General features: G+C 72.8%; 16 protein-coding genes and 1 tRNA gene. 8 read left to right on the top strand and 9 right to left on the bottom strand.

Features of this window, described 5'->3' with window-relative positions; genetic code table 11:
* Positions 1–22: 22 nt before the first annotated feature.
* Positions 23–856: an SOS response-associated peptidase gene (locus QSK21_RS14595; protein WP_285696242.1), complete on the bottom strand. Its 834-nt coding sequence runs from the start codon at positions 854–856 to the stop codon at positions 23–25.
* A 110-nt stretch (positions 857–966) separates the two neighbouring features.
* On the opposite strand from QSK21_RS14595, the gene QSK21_RS14600 reads away from it, so the two are divergent.
* The 6 genes from QSK21_RS14600 to QSK21_RS14625 all read left to right on the top strand — a co-directional run bounded on the left by QSK21_RS14600 (position 967) and on the right by QSK21_RS14625 (position 7,375).
* On the top strand, positions 967–1,902 hold the full coding sequence (locus QSK21_RS14600) for a DoxX family protein (RefSeq protein ID WP_285696243.1): 936 nt from the start codon (positions 967–969) through the stop codon (positions 1,900–1,902).
* Positions 1,903–2,091: 189 nt separating this feature from the next.
* Positions 2,092–2,676, top strand: coding sequence for a sigma-70 family RNA polymerase sigma factor (locus QSK21_RS14605; RefSeq protein WP_285696244.1), 585 nt, complete (start codon positions 2,092–2,094; stop codon positions 2,674–2,676).
* Entirely contained in the window at positions 2,673–3,464 is a 792-nt protein-coding gene (locus QSK21_RS14610) for an anti-sigma factor family protein (protein ID WP_285696245.1), read from the top strand. The genes QSK21_RS14605 and QSK21_RS14610 overlap by 4 nt, the downstream gene beginning before the upstream one ends.
* A 50-nt stretch (positions 3,465–3,514) precedes the next feature.
* Positions 3,515–4,822 carry a 3-phosphoshikimate 1-carboxyvinyltransferase gene (gene aroA, locus QSK21_RS14615; protein WP_285696246.1) on the top strand — a complete coding sequence of 436 codons (1,308 nt, stop codon included), beginning with the start codon at positions 3,515–3,517 and terminating at the stop codon, positions 4,820–4,822.
* 2 nt (positions 4,823–4,824) lie between these two features.
* Positions 4,825–5,838: a ribosome small subunit-dependent GTPase A gene (gene rsgA, locus QSK21_RS14620; RefSeq protein ID WP_502871563.1), complete on the top strand. Its 1,014-nt coding sequence runs from the start codon at positions 4,825–4,827 to the stop codon at positions 5,836–5,838.
* A gap of 10 nt (positions 5,839–5,848) precedes the next feature.
* Positions 5,849–7,375, top strand: a complete 1,527-nt coding sequence (locus QSK21_RS14625) for an FAD-binding oxidoreductase (RefSeq protein WP_285696247.1) — start codon at positions 5,849–5,851, stop codon at positions 7,373–7,375.
* Positions 7,376–7,384: 9 nt separating this feature from the next.
* Here the strand turns inward: QSK21_RS14625 and QSK21_RS14630 are convergent, their stop codons facing one another.
* The gene (locus QSK21_RS14630) at positions 7,385–8,239 is read right to left on the bottom strand and encodes a coiled-coil domain-containing protein (RefSeq protein ID WP_285696248.1); all 855 of its coding nucleotides are present in this window, start codon (positions 8,237–8,239) and stop codon (positions 7,385–7,387) included.
* 129 nt (positions 8,240–8,368) lie between these two features.
* Here QSK21_RS14630 and hisN point away from each other — a divergent pair, with 129 nt between their 5' ends.
* Together hisN and QSK21_RS14640 are read left to right on the top strand one after the other, a co-directional pair.
* Positions 8,369–9,172, top strand: a complete 804-nt coding sequence (gene hisN, locus QSK21_RS14635) for a histidinol-phosphatase (RefSeq protein WP_285696277.1) — start codon at positions 8,369–8,371, stop codon at positions 9,170–9,172.
* A gap of 121 nt (positions 9,173–9,293) precedes the next feature.
* Positions 9,294–9,482, top strand: coding sequence for a tail-anchor membrane protein (locus QSK21_RS14640; protein ID WP_285696249.1), 189 nt, complete (start codon positions 9,294–9,296; stop codon positions 9,480–9,482).
* 41 nt (positions 9,483–9,523) lie between these two features.
* On the opposite strand, the gene QSK21_RS14645 is transcribed toward QSK21_RS14640, so the two are convergent.
* From QSK21_RS14645 to QSK21_RS14670, 7 genes are all read right to left on the bottom strand, one after another.
* Complete coding sequence (locus tag QSK21_RS14645) at positions 9,524–10,981, bottom strand: carboxylesterase/lipase family protein (RefSeq protein ID WP_285696250.1); 1,458 nt, start codon at positions 10,979–10,981, stop codon at positions 9,524–9,526.
* 113 nt (positions 10,982–11,094) lie between these two features.
* Positions 11,095–13,956: an AMP-binding protein gene (locus QSK21_RS14650; RefSeq protein WP_285696251.1), complete on the bottom strand. Its 2,862-nt coding sequence runs from the start codon at positions 13,954–13,956 to the stop codon at positions 11,095–11,097.
* Between the two features lie 8 nt (positions 13,957–13,964).
* Complete coding sequence (locus tag QSK21_RS14655; RefSeq protein WP_285696252.1) at positions 13,965–15,611, bottom strand: AMP-binding protein; 1,647 nt, start codon at positions 15,609–15,611, stop codon at positions 13,965–13,967.
* 42 nt (positions 15,612–15,653) lie between these two features.
* Positions 15,654–16,013, bottom strand: coding sequence for a DUF3054 domain-containing protein (locus QSK21_RS36120; RefSeq protein ID WP_352231281.1), 360 nt, complete (start codon positions 16,011–16,013; stop codon positions 15,654–15,656).
* A 200-nt stretch (positions 16,014–16,213) separates the two neighbouring features.
* Positions 16,214–16,287, bottom strand: a tRNA-Met gene (locus QSK21_RS14660).
* Positions 16,288–16,338: 51 nt separating this feature from the next.
* The gene (gene pruA, locus QSK21_RS14665) at positions 16,339–17,967 is read right to left on the bottom strand and encodes an L-glutamate gamma-semialdehyde dehydrogenase (RefSeq protein ID WP_285696253.1); all 1,629 of its coding nucleotides are present in this window, start codon (positions 17,965–17,967) and stop codon (positions 16,339–16,341) included.
* 9 nt (positions 17,968–17,976) lie between these two features.
* Positions 17,977–18,888, bottom strand: coding sequence for a proline dehydrogenase family protein (locus QSK21_RS14670; RefSeq protein ID WP_502871564.1), 912 nt, complete (start codon positions 18,886–18,888; stop codon positions 17,977–17,979).
* Positions 18,889–18,898 lie beyond the last annotated feature (10 nt).

Below are 18,898 nucleotides of genomic sequence, written 5' to 3' on the forward strand. Positions count from 1 at the left end.
CGGCCACCGGAAGGACCGGCGGTCAGAACAGGGTGTCGGAATGGTTGCCGGAACTATCCCCGTTTGTCGAGGGTTTTATGAGTTCTGGCCCGTTGTTTCTCACGTTGTTGACCGCCTTGGATACCGGATAGGCGTCCATCGTCCCGGCCATCGCGGGCACCAGCAGGCCGCGCACCGTCTCGGTGTCGGTGAGGGCAGGGTCCAGCCAGGCGTCCCAGCGCTCCCGTTCCACGATCATCGGCATCCGGTCATGGATCCTGCCCAGGTCGTCCGGGGCGTCGGTGGTGATCACGGTGCAGGTCCAGACCCACTCGCCGGTCTCGGGGTCCTTCCACAGCTCGTACAGCCCGGCCATGGCCATCACCCCGCCGTCCTTGGGACGGATGAAGAAGGGCTGCTTCTGCGGCTTCTTCCTGCCCTTGCCGCCCTTGCCGCCCTTCTGGTCCGGATCGGCGGCCGGCCCGTCCCCCTGGTCCTGGACCGTGTACCACTCGAAGTAGCCGTCGGCGGGCAGCAGGCAGCGGCGCTTGGCGAAGGCGCGGCGGAACGACGCCTTCTCGTGCACCGTCTCCATCCGGGCATTGATCATCCGGCTGCCGATAGAGAGGTCCTTGGCCCAGGACGGCACCAGTCCCCAGCGCAGCGTCCGCAACTGGCGGACCGCCTCCTCCTCCCCAGCCGACTCGCCCGCCTGGTCCTTGGCGTCCTTCGGGACGCGGGTGAGGACCGCGGGCACCTGCTTGGTCGGGGCGACGTTGTAGTCGGGCTGCAGATCATTCTCGACGGCGTCGAGCTGCACCTGGAACTCGTCGAGCAGTTCCTGGCGCGCCCTGGCCGTGGCGTATCGACCGCACATGCCTCCATCCTGCCCCTTCGCCGCCGAAGCCGCCGCCCCACGGCGGATCGCGCGGTTCCAGGCCGCGCCCTGCGGTGCTTGACATGAAAAGCGATGGGCATGTAGCCCGCATGCGACCCATCACGACCCTGGCCCGCCCCCTCGTGGCGGCGCCGTACATCATCACCGGGCTGGAAACCCTCCGCGACCCGGGCCGCCGCGCCGAGCGGGTGGGGCCCGCCGTCAAGCCGGTCGCCGACCGGGTGGAGTGGCTGCCCAAGGACCCCGAGACCCTGGTGCGCATCGAGGGCGCGATCAGCCTGGGCACCGGGATGCTGCTGCTGACCGGCCGGTTCGGCCGGTTGACCTCCCTGATGCTCGCGGCGCAGCTCGTGCCGGCGGTGGCCACCGAGCACCGCTTCTGGACCGAGGACGACCCCGAGCGGCGGGACAACGAGCGCTCGCACCTGCTGAAGAACGCGAGCCTGCTGGGCGCTCTGCTGATGGTCGCGACCGAGCCGCGCCGCGCGGCCCGCACCGCCGACATGCGGCGGGCCGTCAAGGAGGCGCGGACCAGGGCCGCCGCCGAGACCCGGGCCATGCGCCGGGAGCGGGCCGCCGAGCTCAGGAACGTCCGCCGCGAGGCCGCCCGCCGTTTCCGGAAGGCCCGCCGCCATGGCACGCCGGGCTCCGCGATCGCCTCGCGCGCCGCCGTCAAGGCGGCCAAGGCGGCGGGCAAGGGCAGGACCGCCGGGATGGGCGGGGCCGTGAAGGTCGGCAAGGTCCTCATCATGGCGAAGGCCGCCGGCATCGGCCGGCGGGCCGCCATGAGAAAGGCCGGCGGCCGGAGCAAGGGTGGGGGGCTCCCCCGCATGAAGGGCGGCATGAACACGATGGCCTTGTCCGGACGCGGGAAGCGCCGCGGGCGGATGTCCGGCATGGCCTCGGTCGCCCGGATCGCCAAGGTCGCCGGCCCGGCGGGGACGAAGGCGTCCGCCACCGGGATGAAGGCCGCGTCCATGGCCAGGGAACGCGGCCGCCAGGCGGCCAAGGCGCTCACCCACTGATCCGGCCGTCCTGGGATCACCCGTCGCACGGGACGCACCCGCCGCAGGGTTTCCAAAGAGAGCCTTAACAAAGCCTCAAGAGGATTGAACCGGGCCCGGATCGGGTCCGTACTGCCTGCTGACCGCCCCGTCATCCCCAGGGCTTACCCGGCCATCCGGGAACCCCCCGACCCATGGAGACGCCCGGCCATGGCAGCACCAGGAACGGCCGGGCGCGCGGCCGGCGGGCTGCGGAGCCTGATCCGCCGCCCCCGGCCGGCGTCCGAGACCGACGACGAACGGCTCATCGGCGAGCTGTACCGCGAGTACCACCGTCCCCTGCTCGCCTTCGTGCTGCGGCTGACGGCCGGGGACCGGCAGTGGGCCGAGGACGTCGTCCAGGAGACCATGATCCGTGCCTGGCGCAGCGCCGACCGGCTGGACGCCACGTCGGCCTCGCTGATGCCCTGGCTCGCGACCGTCTCCCGCCGTATCGTCATCGACCATCGGCGGTCCCGCGAGGTCCGGCCGCCGGAAGTGGGCGACGCGGCGCTGGAGAACCTTCCCATGGCGGACGAGATGGACGGGCTGCTGCGCAAGGTGGTGGTCGCCGACGCGCTGCGCGCCCTGTCGGCCCCGCACCGGGAGGTGCTGACCGAGACGGTGCTGCGCGACCGGACGGTCAACCAGGCCGCCGAGGTCCTGGGCATCCCGGTCGGTACGGTGAAGTCCCGGGTCTACTACGCGTTGCGCGCCTTGCGGGTCGCGTTGGAGGAGAGAGGGGTGACGGCATGACGTCGCAGGTCGAGCACACCGATGTCGGCGCCTACGCCCTTGGCCTGCTCGAAGAGGACGACCGCAGGGCCTTCGAGGACCATCTGCGCGGGTGCGCGTCGTGCGCCGCGGAGCTGCGCGAGATGACCGGGACGGCCCACGCGCTGGCGGGCATCAAGGACTTCACCGACGCCGTCGAGGACCCGCAGGCGGCAACGCCCCGCGCACCGGTCCCAGGGCCTCTCGCGGCACCGGCCGCCCCAGGGCCGGGCGGGCGGGAGGACGAGCCGCCCGGCCAGGTCATCGAGCTGATGCGGCGGCGCAGGCAGGCCGCGCGCCGCGCCCGCCGCGGCACGTACGTGATCGGTGCCGCCGCCGCGACCGTGCTGCTGGCGGCCGGGGTCACCCTCGGCTCGGCGATCGGCGGCTCGGAGACGCCCGAGCCCGGCCACGACCAGCACGGACCCGCCCAGGCCCTGGTCATCTGGGGTGAGCGGCATTCGGCGTCCGACGGCGTGACCGGCGCGTCCGGCGTCGTGGGGCTGGAGAGCAAGGGCTGGGGCACCCATGTCGGCCTGGAGCTGCGCGGGGTGCGCGGGCCGCTGCGGTGCCGCCTGGAGGCGGTGTCCACCACCGGGGAGCGGTCGGTGGTCACCGGCTGGGCCGTGCCGCCCAAGGGGTACGGCGTGCCCGGCTCCCAGGCGCCGCTGATCACCCATGGCGGGACGGCGATCCCGCGCGACCGGATCGACAGGTTCGAGGTCGTGATCGAGGGAACCGGCAACAGGCTGCTCACCATTCCCCTCTGATGCCCCTTGTGATCCGCGTTCCGCCCCCGTCCGCCCGATAGCCTGGCGGCATGCCCTCGACTCACTGGTCCGCTCCGGTCGCGGACGCCCCGGTGGACGCCACCGTCGAGCTGCCCGGCTCCAAGTCGATGACCAACCGCGCGCTGGTCCTGGCGGCGCTGGCCACCGGCCCGGGGACGGTCGTCCGCCCGCTGCGCAGCCGCGACACGCTGCTGATGGCCGACGCGCTGCGCGGCATCGGGGTCGGGATCGTCGAGGAGCCCTCCGGTGACTGGCGGGTGATGCCGCGCCCGCTCACCGGCCCCGCGCAGGTGGACGTGGGCCTGGCCGGCACGGTGATGCGGTTCTTCCCCCCGGTGGCGGCGCTGGCCAAAGGCCCGGTCGACATCGACGGCGACCCCCGGGCCAGGGAACGCCCGATGGGCCCGATCATCGGCGCGCTGCGGGATCTGGGCGTGGTCATCGACGACCAGGGACGGGACGCGCTGCCGTTCACGGTGCGCGGCACGGGCGCGGTGGCGGGCGGCACGGTGACGATCGACGCGTCCGGGTCCTCGCAGCTCGTGTCGGGGCTGCTGCTGGCCGCGCCCCGCTTCGCCAAGGGCGTGGAGGTGCGGCACGAGGGCCCGCCGGTGCCGTCGGCGCCGCATCTGGCCATGACGGTCGCGATGCTGCGCGAGTGCGGCGTGACCGTCGAGACCGGGGAGAACGTGTGGCAGGTGGCGCCCGGACCGATCCGGGCGCGCGACCTGGTCATCGAGCCGGACCTGTCCAACGCGGCGCAGTTCCTGGGGGCCGCGCTGGTGACCGGCGGGCGGGTCACGGTCCCCGGCTGGCCCGAGGACACCACGCAGCCGGGCGACGCGCTGCGCGGGCTGCTGGCCGCGATGGGCGCGCAGGTGAGCCTCGGCCCTGACGGCCTGACCGTCCGCGGCACCGGGACGGTACGCGGGCTGGAGGCCGACCTGCACGAGGTCGGGGAGCTGACCCCCGTGCTGGCGGCGCTGGCGGCGCTGGCGGAGACCCCGTCCCGGCTGACCGGGATCGCGCACCTGCGCGGGCACGAGACCGACCGGCTGGCGGCGCTGGCCCGGGAAATCAACGGGCTGGGCGGGGATGTCACGGAGCTGCCGGACGGGCTGGAGATCCGGCCGCGCCCGCTGAGCGGCGGCCTGGTCCGGACCTACGACGACCACCGCATGGTGATGGCCGCCGCCGTGCTGGGGCTGGCCGTTCCCGGCGTGGAGGTCGAGAATGTCGCCACCGTCGGCAAGACGCTCCCGGGTTTCACCGGCCTGTGGAGCGGCATGCTCTCGACGGCGTCACCGGAGCCGCCGGGGCCTGGGGGAAGGGGCTGACGCTGCCGCCGCGCCGCGTAAGGGACTACGACGAGGACGACGTCCGGGTACGGCCCGGGCGCCGCGGGTCGCGCCCGCGCACCCGCCGCCGTCCCGCGCACGAGGACGCGGTCGGCGGGTTCGTGACCGCCGTGGACCGGGGCCGTTACCGCGTCCTGGTCGAGGAGGCGGAGGGCGGGACGCGCACGGTGACCGCGATGCGGGCCCGCGAGCTGGGCCGCAAGGGCGTGGTGGTGGGCGACCGGGTCGCGCTGGTCGGGGACACCTCCGGCGATCCCGACACGCTGGCCAGGATCGTACGGGTGGAGCCGCGCGCCTCCGCGCTGCGCCGCACCGCCGACGACACCGACCCGTTCGAACGGGTGATCGTGGCCAACGCCGACCAGCTCGTGATCGTGACGGCGCTGGCCGACCCCGAGCCGAGACCGCGGCTGATCGACCGCACGCTGGTCGCGGCGTACGACACGGGCATGGACCCGCTGCTGTGCCTCACCAAGGCCGACCTCGCCCGTCCCGACGAGCTGCTCGCGGTGTACGCGCCGCTGGGCGTCCCGTACGTGGTGACGCGGCGCGGCGGCGACCTCCAGGAGCTGCGCGGGCATCTGGCCGGACGCACGAGCGTCATGGTCGGGCACTCGGGCGTGGGCAAGTCGACCCTGGTGAACGCCCTCGTACCGGAGGCCGAGCGCGCGGTGAGCCAGGTCAACGCGGTCACCGGCCGCGGCAGGCACACCTCCTCGTCGGCGATCGCGCTGGAGCTGCCCGGCGGGGACGGCTGGATCATCGACACCCCGGGCGTGCGCAGCTTCGGCCTCGCCCATGTCGAGCCCGCGCGGGTGGTCGAGGCGTTCGACGACCTGGCGCGGGGCGCCGCCGAGCGGTGCCCGCCGCACTGCGACCACCTCCAGGAGGGATGCGGCCTGGACGAGTGGGTGGCCGAGGGGCACGCCGACAGGGCCAGGCTCGACTCCCTGCGGCGTCTGCTTTCCAGCCTCGAAGGCGGGGAGATGGAGTAAGAATGTCCGGGTGCATCGACGCGCGTTCCTGAAGAAGGCCCTCGGTACGGCGGGCGCGGCGATGGCGGCGGGCGGAACGGCCGGGTGCTCGGACACGTCCCGTCCCTCGTCCGCGGGGCGCGGCGGCCCGGTCTCCGCTCTGCCCGCGGCCACCGGGCCGGCCGACTGGAACGCCCTGGCCCGGGGCCTGGAGGGGCGGCTGATCAGGCCGGGTGACGCCGCGTACGACCAGGCCAGGCGGTTGTACATCCCCCGTTTCGACGGCGTCCGCCCGGCGGGCGTCGCCTACTGCGACGGGCCGGACGACGTGGCCGAATGTCTCGGGTTCGCGACGCGGATGCGGCTGCCGGTGGCGGTGCGGTGCGGCGGCCACAACTACGCGGGCTGGTCCACCGGCACCGGCCTGGTCATCGACGTGTCGCCGATGAACGCCGTCCGGGCGGACGGGGGACGCGCGGTGGTCGGTGCGGGCGCCCGGCTCATCGACCTGTACGACCGGCTGGCGCTCCAGGGCGGCGGCGTCCCCGCGGGCACGTGCCCGACCGTGGGCGTGGCCGGGCTGACGCTGGGCGGCGGTCTGGGCCCGCTCTCCCGGCTTCACGGCCTGACCTGCGATGTCTTGCAGTCGGTCACGGTCGTCACGGTCGACGGCAAGGCGCGGACGTGCGACGCCGACCGCGACCCCGACCTGTTCTGGGCGTGCCGGGGCGGCGGGGGCGGCAACTTCGGCGTGGCCGTGGAGTTCGCCTTCCGCACCCACCGCGCCACCGACCTGACCTCGTTCTCGCTGCGGTGGCCGTGGGCACGGGCGGCCGCGGTGATCGGCGGCTGGCAGCGCTGGGCACCGTCCGCGCCGGACGAGGTGTGGACCAGTCTCCAGCTCAGCACCGCACCCGGGGCCGGCACGCCCACGGTGGAGGTCATCGGCGTGGCGCCCGCCGACCCGGACCTGAGCGCCCTGGTCGCGGCCGTCGGCTCCGAGCCGTTCGCACGGGACGCGCGGAGCCGCCCGTACCTGGACGCGATGAAGGCGGCGGGAGGCTGCGCCGGGCAGTCCACCGCCGCATGCCATGCCCGGGGAGACCTTCCCGGGCAGCGTCCCGAGGGCCGGTTCCCCCGCACCGACTACGCGGGCAAGTCGCACATGGCGTACCGGCCGTTGTCCGGCACCGCGATCGCCGCGCTGGTCGCGCGGTTCACGCGGGGCAACGGCGTGCCCGGACGGGCGGTGCTCATGGACGCGATGGGCGGCGCGATCGCGCGCGTCGGCCCTGGCGACACCGCGTTCCCGCATCGGCGCGCGCTGTTCTCCGTCCAGTACAACGCGGGCGGAAACGACCTCGGCTGGCTGCGCGCCACGCACAGCGCGATGGAGCCGCATCTGGGCGGCGCCGCCTACGTCAACTACATGGACCCGGACCTGCGAGGCTGGAGCCGCGCCTACTACGGCGCCAACCTCGACCGGCTCACCAAGGTCAAGGCGGCCTACGACCCGCGGTCACTCTTCCGGTTCCCGCAGTCGGTCGGCAAAGCGTGATCCCGGGGATCACCCGCCGACGATCTCCTCAAGTAAGGCCCGCGCCCGCGCCTCGGCCTCGTCCAGCGCCCGCACGTGCTCGGGCGCCAGTTCCTCCACACACCGCGTCATCGTGCCGGTCACCTGGCTGAACGCCGTCTCCTCCGCGCCGCGCAGCGCCGCCCGCACACCGGCCGCGCGGGAGCCCAGCGCGGCCCACTCCAGCTCCAGCCGCGCCACCGCCTCGTCGAACGCCCGCGCCGTCTCCTCACCCTCGTCCCGCAGGTCGTCGGGGACGGGTCCGCGCGGGGCCTGCCGCGCCCGGGTCGACAGCGCCGAGATGCGCCCGGCCAGCGTCAGCCCCTCCCGCGCGAGCGGCAGCACGTCGTGGATCAGCTCGGTGACGACCTTGGCCAGCTCATCGATCCTGGTGAGCAGCGTGCGCGCCGCCTCGCCCAGCCCCTCGGACGTGGCGGCGGCGACGCACCGCGCGGCCTCCTGCGCCTGAAGCGTCACCAGCGGGACGATGTCGGCGTCCAGCCGCCGGCGCAGCACGTCCTCGTCCGGGCCGTCCGCGCCTCCGGCGGCGACGCGTTCACGCCAGCCCGACCAGATCCGGTCGACCCGCTCCCGGCCGGACGCGGCGATCTCCTCGGTGATCTCGTCCAGCGCCTCGCCCGACCGCTCCTTCAGCCGTTCCACCCGCCCGTGCATCGCGTCCTGCCTGAACGGGTCGTTCAGCTCGTTGAGCAGGGCCTGCATCCGGCGGGACACGTCGACGGCGTGCTCGGCGAGGGGGACGAGCCGGTCGGCCAGCTCGTCCACGGTCCGCGCCCGGCGCGGGTCGGTGAGCTCGGCCACCCACGCGGGAAGATCGTGCTCCATGTGACCATGGTCCCATTCACCCGGCGTCGCCGGGCGACCGCCCGGGGTTTCCGGGAAAGTCACACCTCACCCCGTGGGGCGCCGGTAAGTGTGTCGGTGCGGGGCGTGATCACGGTAGCGTGGCACGTCGTGGCGGGCTATTCGGATGACCTGCGTCTCGCGCATGTGCTGGCGGACGGGGCCGACGACATCACGACCAGGCGTTTCCGCGCGCTCGATCTCGACATCGAGACCAAGCCGGACCTGACCCCGGTCAGCGATGCCGACCGCAGCGTCGAGGAGCAGATCCGCGGCACGCTCAAGCGGGCGAGGCCGCGGGACGCGGTGCTGGGCGAGGAGTACGGCCGCACCGGGTTCAGCCAGCGCTGCTGGATCATCGACCCGATCGACGCCACCAAGAACTTCGTCCGCGGCGTCCCGGTGTGGGCCACGCTGATCGCGCTGATGGAGGAGGACGAGGTCGTGGTCGGCCTGGTGTCGGCCCCGGCGCTGAACCGCCGCTGGTGGGCGGCGCGCGGCGGCGGCTCCTGGACGGGCCGCAGCCTGTCGCGGGCCACCCGGCTCCAGGTGTCGCAGGTCACCGAGCTGTCGGACGCCTCGCTGTCGTTCTCCAGCCTCAGCGGCTGGGAGGAGCAGCAGCGCCTCGACCGGTTCCTGGACCTGACCCGCTCGGTGTGGCGGACGCGGGCGTTCGGCGACTTCTGGTCGCACATGATGGTGGCCGAGGGCGCCGTCGACATCTCCACCGAGCCGGAGGTGTCCCTGTGGGACCTGGCCGCGCTCCAGGTGATCGTGGAGGAGGCCGGCGGGATGTTCACCGATCTGTCGGGCGTGCCCGGACCGGACGGCGGCAGCGTCGTGTGCACGAACGGCAGGCTGCACGCCGAGGTGCTGCGGGTGCTGGGCGGCGGCCAGCTCTCCCTCCGGATCTAGCTGGCAATCTTGACCGCTTTGGGGACATCCTGAACTGGCCGTGGCCAGGAACGCGATATATCGTGGAACGACCGGCCGCGCGCGATCGTTCTCAGGGTGAGCGGCCGTACGGAGGTAACGGATGGCGACCCCAATCAAGGTTCTCATCGGCGGAGTGGCGCTGTTCCTGCTGCTCTCGATCCTGGGCTGGTGGACCGCCGCCCTGATCGTGCTCGGGGCGCTCGCGCTGCCCGTCCTGGCCTACTTCGCGCTCGACCCGAGCCAGCGGCGGCGCCTGCGCGCGCAGGGACGCAAGCGGCTGGGAAGCTGACCCGCCGGGCGGCCCGGCCCCCGCGGGCCGGGCCGCCCGCTTCACCAGCGGCGGCGGTCCTCGCCGCGCGGGTCGAAGACGACCGGGTTCCGCCCGCCGTCGAAGACCTTGACCGGGCGCTCGTCCGGGTCGAAGGCCCGCCAGCCCGGGTCGCCATGGGTCGCGAAGTCGACCCACGCCTTGTGCATGACGTCGGCCAGTGCCTGCGGCGGGTTCTCGCCCGCGAGCTCGATGGTGTCCGGCGCGCCCAGGTTGTCGAAGACGAAACCCAGCTCCAGCGCGTGGCAGGCGCCCAGGCCGTCGATCGGCGACCGCCAGCCGAACTCGTACATCCAGGTCCGGCCGGCGTGCCCCTCGGCGAGCCGGTTCGCCGGGACGCGGAACAGCGCGTCGGTGATCAGCGTGGCCAGCAGTTCCCCGGCGGTCAGCTCCGGGTGCGCCGCCCGGTAGGCGGCGACCACGGACGGCGGCGCGCCGAGCCCGGCCGCCGACACCCCGACCAGCTCCGGCGTGATCGCCCCGGCCAGCCCGGTCGGGAACAGGAACAGCCTGAACTCCTCGGCGGTGTAGCCGACCAGCAGGTCCACGTCCCGTCCCGCGCCGTCCGCCACGGCCTCCTCGGGACGGCGGGCGAGCAGGTCGTCGTCCACCACGGGGATCAGCGCCATCCCGGTCGAGGCGGTGGACGCGCCCCAGCGGCCGGGGTCGGGCAGCGCCGCCACCTCCTGCGACACCGCGGTCTGCACGGGCATGATCGTGTCGGGGTCCAGCGCGGCGAAGCCCTCGGCGGTCGGCTCCACCCCGAGCCTGGCCGCGATCTCCTTGGTGACCAGCAGCGCGTCGTCGGGGGTCTGGGCGACGTTGCCGGCGCCGCTCTGCGCGATCGCCCGCCGGAACAGGCCGAGGTCCAGGGACAGCAGCGCGCTGACGCTCATCCCGCCCGCCGACTCGCCGAACACGGTGACGTTGCCGGGGTCGCCGCCGAACGCCGCGATGTTGTCGCGGACCCAGGTCAGCGCCGCGATCTGGTCGCGCAGCCCGCGGTTGGCGGGCGCGGCGGCGCCCGGCAGGTACGCGAAGCCCTCCACGCCGAGCCGGTAGTTGATGGTCACGCAGATCACGCCGTCGCGGGCGAAGTTCGCCCCGTTGTAGACGGCGACGGAACCCGAGCCGTTACGGAACGCGCCGCCGTGGATCCACACCATCACCGGGAGCCCGTCTCCCTCGGGCGCCCAGATGTTCAGGTTGAGGCAGTCCTCGCCCGGGATCTCGGGGTCGGGCAGGAGCACGTTGTAGGGCGAGGGGTAACCGGGCTTGGGCGCGGTCGGCCCGAACGATGTGGCGTCCCGCACCCCGTCCCAGGGGTCGGGAGGGCCCGGCGGCGCGAACCGGCGGGCTCCGAAAGGCGGAGCGGCGTAGGGGATCCCAAGATAGCTGCGGATCCCGTCTTTGACTGAACCGCGCACCTTCCCGTACGCAGTGTGAACGACCGTATCCATGCCGTGCTCCCACCTAGAACGACATTGAACACTCGACCGCTCTGAGAGTAACGACACACCGGACACATCGGAATGGTGCGGCACCGTAAGGTGACCCGGGCGTCATGAAGGGGCTACGGCGCCGCGAGCCCGCGCCGCGCGCCGTCCGTCAGCGGCCGGTACGCGCCCGAACGGTCCCGGTAGTACGCCCGGCCGTCGGACGCCTTCGGCACGCCCTCGTCCCGCAGAGGCTCGGTGCGCACCCGTCCCGCGGCCGTCACGGGGATCTCGTCCACCACCCTGACCAGCGCGGGCCGCAGCTCCGGGCGGACGCGCAGCAGCGCCTCCGACAGGTCGACCGGCTTCAGCCGGCCGCCCTCGCGCAGGCTGACCGCCGCCACGGCCACCTCGGCGTCCCCGGACGGGACGCCGTAGACCGCGACCGCGTCGACGTACGGCAGATCGCCGAGCGCGTCCCGGACCGGTCCGGGCGGCACGATCCCCTCGGCAGTGCGGATCAGCTCGGCCTCCCGCCCGACCGGCCAGAAGTCGCCGTCGGCGTCGCGGCGGAACAGGTCGCCGGTGACCCGCCAGGCGTCGGAGGGGGCGAACAGACCGCGCACCGGCCTGCCGGACCGCTCCCCCTCCCGGACCCGCGCGACCAGCATCCCGATCTCGTCGGGGCCGCACTCCACCGCGAACCCGTCCGGCCCCTCCTCCAGGCGGCCGCGCTCAAGGTCGTACCGGGCCAGCCGCACCTCGGCGCTCCCCGGCAGCGGGCGGCCCAGCGACCCGCGCTTGCGGTCGCTCACATTGACCAAGATCGCCTCCCCCTCGGTGGAGGCGTAGAACTCCAGCACCCGCGCGGGCGCGAACCGCTCCTCCACCCGCCGCCACAGGCCGCGCGGCATACCCGACCCGATGAACAGCCGGACGGGATGGTGCCGCTCACCCGGGTGCGGCGGCGCGTTCACCAGGTCGCGCAGCAGCGTCCAGGTGTAGGAGGCGACGGTGATCCCGTAGCGCCGCGCCTCGTCCCAGAACGTCCCGGGGTCGTAGGCGCTGGCCAGCGCCAGCCGCGCGCCGCCCGCGACCGCCCCGCCCAGGCTCATCAGCAGGGCGGACGGGTGCTGCAACGGGGTCAGGCTGTAGACGGTGTCGGACGGGGACAGCGACGCCGACGACGCCGTCCCGAACGCCGACAGCGCCCACCTGCGGTTGGTGACCCGGTTCGCCCGCAGATGCTCTCCGCTCCCTGTGAACAGGACAAACGCGGTGTCGCCGGCACGCCCGGGATTGGGCTCGTACCAGCCCGGCACCGGCACCTCGTCGGGGTCGATCGTCTCCATGTCGAAGACGGGCAGGTCACGTCCCTCCTCCGCACCGCCGAGCGCCAGCACCTCCACGCCACCGATCTCCAGGGCGCGCCCGACGTTCCCCGGGTCGGCGATCACCCGGCCGGCCTCGCCCAGGGCCGCCTCCCTGCCCGGCTCCCCGTCCGGACGCAGCAGCACCGCCACGGCCCCCAGCCGGCTCAGCGCCGCCACCAGCGCCAGCGCCGTCGGCCGCGTCTCCATCAGCACCCCGACCGCGTCGCCCTGCCGCACACCCACCTGGATGAGCCCACGGACAATGGCGTCGATCCGCCTCTTGGCCGCCTCCTGCGTATAGGGACGCCCCCGATACAGGAAGAAGACATCGCTGGGCGCGCGCCGCGCCTGCTCGTCCAGAAGCAGCCCCAGCGACATCCGCGTGTCGGCTTGGATCCTTTCCAGCCGGGCGAGGCGCGGCAGGTTCTGGACGGCCTCCAAGGTCAGTTGCCGCGATCCCCGTACCACCCGCGCGGCCGACCGCACCGCGCCGGCCCCGATCCCGGCCACCAATTGCCACCCGACCTGCGCCGTCCCCTCAGGGGGAGCGGACGCCTGCCCGAGAGCCACGCCCTCGGGCAGTTCCTCCTGGCCTTCCTGGAATTTCACCCACCCGGCCACCATGGGCCACGTCCGGGTGACCGCCTGCGTCCCGACCACCAGCCCGAAATGCCCGGCGCGCAGCGACGCCTCGTACACCTCGGCGCGGGGCGCCGCCCGACGGATCCCGCGCACCATGTCCGGGGAGGCGATCTCGTCGACCTCGCCCACGAACGTCAGCACCGGGCAGGTGATGTCGGCCAGCGTGACCAGCCGGTCGCCGATGACGAACCCGCCGGTCAGCATCCGGTTGTGCGCCACGAACTGCCGGACGAACTCCGCCAGCGCCGGGCCGGGCCAGGCGACCCACCCCTCACGCTCCAGGAACCGCCGCTGCCGCTCGCGGGGCGCGAGCCGCTCCCTGTCGTGCAGGCGCAGGATGAAGTCCACCCGGCTCCGCACCGACTTCACGGGGCTCAGCAACTGGAAGCCCGTCCGGGTCACCCAGCCGGGCACGGCGAAGCTTCCGAGCAGCCGGTCGGGGATGCGCCCCGTCTCACCGGCCACCCACGCGGGCAGCCCGAACGGCAGGCCCACACTCGTGTCGGCCGGGCTGCCGAAGGTCACCAGCGAGGCGATCCCCTCGCTCCCGCGGTAGGCCGCGGCCTGGTAGCAGAACATCCCGCCCTGTGAGTAGCCACCGAGATGGACGTCCCGTCCCGTGATCTCCCGCACGGTGTCGACGGCCTCGCTGACCGCCAGGACATGGTCGGTGAGGGTACGTTCCAACCCGCCCGGCTCCCTCTCGGGCGCCCCGAAGTCCACGACCCAGGGATCCACGCCCAGGTCGCGCAGCACCCCGACGGCGCTCACCCTGGACGAGATGTCGTACACCTCGGTGCTGACCATCAACGGCGGCACCAGCACGACCACGGGCCCGCTCCCACCCGGGAAGTAGTGCCGCAGCCGATGGTTCCGCCGCTCCGCCACGACCTCGAACGGAGACGCGTCGTCCTCGGTGTCGAGGCCGCCGAACCGCACGACCTCCAGCGCGTTCTGGGCCGTGGCGCCCAACCGGGACAGCACCGACCCGATCATAGGATCCGGGCCCCGTCCATCCGGCCCGCCCGCAGCCGCTCCCACATGTACCGGCGCCGCGGCTTGCCGCTGGACGTCCGCTGGATCAGCCCCGTTCCGATGACGATGGTCACCTCGACGTCATCCCCCAGCCGCCGCCGCAGCATCTCCCGCACGTCACCGGCCCACCCCGCGTCCTGCGTCTCCGCGAACAGCGCCAGTCCCTTCGTCCCGGCACCGGGCACCCCCACGACCACGATCCGGCCCTTGCCCAAGCCCGACACCTCGGCGACCTTGGCCTCCAGGTCCTCCACGTAGACGGACCGGCCGCGCACCTTGATGCTCTCGCCCATCCGCCCCAGCACGAACAACTGCCCCCGATAGAAGAACCCCGCGTCCCCCGTGTAAACCAAGCCACCCTCAAACCGCGTGGACTTTCCCTCCGCCCCCGCGTAATACCCCGAGCACGCCGACCTCCCGCCGACCACGATCTCGCCGAGGAAGCCCTCTCCCAGCTCCCGCCCCTCGTCGTCCACGATCAGCAGGGGGACGTCCTCCTCGGGCGTCCCGCACCCCACGACCCATCCCGCCTTGGCGCCCACGGACTCCTCCCCCAGCTCATGCTCGGACAGGATCCGTACCGGCTCACCGAAGCCCAGGGACGAGGCATCGGGCCGCACCGCCAGCGGCCTCCGCCGTTCCGCGTCCATCGTGATCAGCAGCGTGGCCTCGGCCATCCCGTACGCGGGCTTGAGCGACTCGCGCCGGAACCCGAACGGCTCGGTCAGCCGCGCGAACACCTCCAGCGCGTGCGGATCGATCGGCTCCGCCCCGATGATCGCGGTCTCCCACCCGGACAGGTCGACGCCCTCCAGTTGCTCGGGCTTCACCCTTCGCGCCACATACGCGTAAGCGAAGGGCGGCGCCGCCGTGTGCACCGCGTGCTCGAACGTCCGCACCCACCGCGCCGGGTCGCGGATGAACGCGTCGGGCCGCATCAACCACAGGTTGAGCTGCCACGCGATGGGCGCGATGAAGCATCCGATGAGCCCCATGTCGTGGTACAACGGCAGCCACGACGACACCGAGTGGTCGTCCTGGAACCCGGCCGTGCGAGCGATGAGCTCGATGTTGGCCTCCAGATTGGCCCAGGTCACCATCACCCCCCGCGGCGACCCGCTCGACCCCGACGTGAACTGCAACAGGGCCAGGTCCCCGGCCTCCCGCACCTCGGCCTCGACCGCCCCCTCCCGGGGCCGCACCGGCTCCCCGGGAAGCCCCGCCGCCTCCATCGCCCGGCCGGCCAGCGGGGCCAGCTCGTCCGAAGCCACGACGAGCACGGGCCGCGCCTGCCTCAGGATCGCCGCCACGTGCGCGACATAGTCGTCCCCGTCCTGGAACAACGGCGGTGTGATCAGGCAGACGGTCGCCCCCGCCGCCCAGACCGCGTAGTACGTCTCCATGCACGTGTAGTCCGTGGGCAGGACGAGGCACACCACGTCTCCGGGCCGCACCCCCTCCTCGATCAGCGCCGCGGCACGACGCCTCGCCCCCGCCGCCAGCTCCCCGTACTCACGGAACTCCCAGGAGCCGTCGTCCGCCGCCAGATGAACGCCACGTCCGGCCTTCGGCTTGTCGAGCCAGTCCCGTAGCGCACGTCCCATCGTCGTCCCTCCACACGAAGCCCGAAGTGTGTCGCAACGACATCAGTGCCCGCGTACCCACGTCAACCGCTTGTTCAGGGCACGCCACCCCACGAGCAGAACCCCAAGGAAGACCGTCGCCACCACCACGAACGCAACCGCCGTCCCCTGCCCCGAGACCGCCCGCAGCACCATCCCGCAAGCCACCGTCAGAACCCACACCCCGACGCCGACGGGCCAAACCCTTTCCGGCTCCCGCCAAGCCCGGGTCACACCCCACCCGACCCCGAGCCCCACAAGAAACGGCCAAGCCGTCCCGGCGAACCCCGCCAAACTCAGCGCCTCCTCATGCGAGGCCCGCCCAATCCCCACAAAAACAAGCACGCCGACAACGTCCAAAACCCCAGCACCCCAACCCCTCATAACCCCAAGCCTAAAAGGGGGCAAGGGGCGAAGCCCCAAGGGGGCAAGGGGCGAAGCCCCCAAAAAGGACGCGCAGCGTCCGCAAAGGGGGCGAAGCCCCCGCGCCGGGGGTTCCAGGGGGTCGCCCCCCTGGACAAACACGGCGAAGGGGCCCGCGGGGAAGGAGGCGAAGCCTCCGACCACACGGACCCCAGGTCCCGTAGCGGGGGCAGGATTTGAACCTGCGACCTCTGGGTTATGAGCCCAGCGAGCTACCGAACTGCTCCACCCCGCGGTGATGCCTCAACTCTATGGGGCTGCGGGGTGTTAGGCAAACCAGTTGGGGTCAGCCCATGTGGGGGTAGCGGTGGTCGGTCGGCGGGACGAAGGTCTCCTTGATGGAGCGGGGCGACGTCCAGCGCAGCAGGTTGAAGATGGATCCCGCCTTGTCGTTGGTGCCGGACGCGCGGGCGCCTCCGAAGGGCTGCTGTCCGACGACGGCGCCGGTGGGCTTGTCGTTGATGTAGAAGTTGCCGGCGGCGAAGCGGAGGGCTTCGGCCGTACGGTCGATGGCCTCACGGTCCCGTGCGATGACGGCCCCGGTGAGGGCGTAGGCGGACACCGATTCGAGCTGGGCGACGACGTCGTCGTAGCGGTCGTCGTCGTAGACGTGGACGGCGAGGATGGGCCCGAAGTACTCGGTCTTGAAGATGTCGTTCTCGGGGTCGCCGGACACGAGCACGGTGGGGCGGACGAAGTAGCCGACGGTGTCGTCGTACGTGCCTCCGGCGGCGATCTCCACGGCGGGGTCGTTCTGGGCGCGGAGGATCGCGTCGCGGTTCTTGGCGAAGGCGCGGGCGTCAATGACGGCGCCCATGAAGTTGCCGAGGTCGGTGACGTCTCCCATGGTCAGCGCCTCGACTTCGGCGATGAACCCGTCCCGGAACCCGCCGTACCACAGGGAACGCGGGATGTAGGCGCGGGACGCGGCCGAGCACTTCTGTCCCTGGTACTCGAAGGCGCCTCGTATCAGGGCGGTCTTGAGCACCGCGGTGTCGGCGGACGGGTGTGCGAGCACGAAGTCCTTGCCGCCGGTCTCGCCGACCAGCCGGGGGTAGGAGCGGTATCCGGCGATGTTCTCGCCCACGGCCCGCCACAGCTTCTGGAAGGTCGCGGTGCTGCCGGTGAAGTGGATCCCGGCGAGGTCGCGATGGGGCAGGGCGACCTCTGAGACGGCGATGCCGTCACCCGTCACCAGATTGATGACGCCGGGCGGCAGCCCGGCCTCCTCCAGCAGCCGCATGAGCAGGACGGCGGAGTAGGTCTGGGTGGGGGACGGCTTCCACACGACCACGTTGCCCATCAGGGCGGGCGCGGTCGGCAGGTTCCCGGCGATGGCGGTGAAGTTGAACGGGGTGATCGCGTAGACGAACCCTTCCAGCGGCCGGTAGTCGGCGCGGTTCCACACGCCGGGGCCGCTGATCGGCTGTTCGGCGAGGATCCGCCGGGCGTAGTGGACGTTGAACCGCCAGAAGTCGACGAGCTCGCAGGGGCTGTCGATCTCGGCCTGCTGGACGGTCTTGCTCTGGCCGAGCATGGTGGCGGCCAGCAGCGTCTCCCGCCAGGGGCCGGCCAGCAGGTCGGCGGCCCTCAGGAAGATCGCGGCGCGTTCGTCGAACGGCAGGGCCCGCCATCCGGGGGCGGCGGCGAGCGCCGCGTCGATCGCGTCGCGCGCGTCGTCCTGTGTCGCGGTCCCGAACGTGCCGAGAACGGCCGCGCGCCGGTGCGGCTGCACCACGTCGACCCTCTCACCCGCGCCCATGCGCCGTACGCCGCCGATCGTCATCGGCAGCTCGATCGGCGTGGACTGCAATTCGGCGAGTTCGGCCTCCAGCCGTGCCCGCTCGGGGCTGCCCGGCGCGTATCCCCGTACCGGCTCGTTGACGGGCTCGGGCACTCGGCTCACGGCGTCCATGGGTCCTCCTCAGCGGGAAACGAACGAACGAAGAAAGAAGGCGAGATTGGCGGGACGTTCGGCGAGGCGCCGCATGAAGTACCCGTACCAATCGGAGCCGTAGGGCACGTAAACGCGCATGCGTTCTCCCAGCCCGGCGAGGCGCTTCTGTTCGGCGCCCCGAATTCCGTAGAGCATCTGGAACTCGTAGGTTCCGGGTTCGCGTCCGGCGTCCCGCGCCATCCAGAGCGCCAGCTCGATCATCCGGGGGTCGTGGGAGGCCACCATCGGATATCCGCCGGGCTCTCTCAGCAACAACCGGAGCCCCCGCACATATGCCCGGTCGACCTCGGCCTTCGTCGGGTACGCGACGGACGCCGGTTCCGCGTAGGCCCCTTTGACCAGCCGGACCCGCGTCCCGGCGAGGTCCCGGAGGTCGCCCTCGCTCCGCCGCAGCATCGCCTGGACGGCGACGCCCACGCCCGGAAAGCCGGTTCGCAGTTCCCGGACGATGTCCAAAGTCGAATCGACCGTCGTGTGGTCTTCCATATCGACCGTGACGGCCATTCCAGCTCGTTCGGCGCCTTCACAGATCCGCCGGGCATTGTCGAGGGCCAGGCGATCCTCGACCCGCAGTCCAAGGGCCGAAAGCTTCACCGAAGCCTCGGCGCCCTGGCTCAGACCGGCCCTTTCCAGCTCCGCGCAGAGCCTCAGATACGCATCGCGCGTCGCCTCGGCCTGCCCCGGGTCCCGCACGTCCTCGCCAAGGTGGTCGAGCGTGACCGCGAGTCCCGCACCGGTCAGTGCCCGGGTGGCCCGTACCGCGGACTCGACGGTCTCACCGGCCACGAACCGGTCCACGACCCGCCGCGTCACGGGCCGGCCGGTCACCAGTCGCCGCACCCGCTCGCTGCGGGCGGCCAGCAGCAGTGGACTGATCACGGCAACCCAC

The sequence above is a fragment of the Actinomadura sp. NBRC 104412 genome, from assembly GCF_030269515.1.
GTDB lineage: Bacteria > Actinomycetota > Actinomycetes > Streptosporangiales > Streptosporangiaceae > Spirillospora.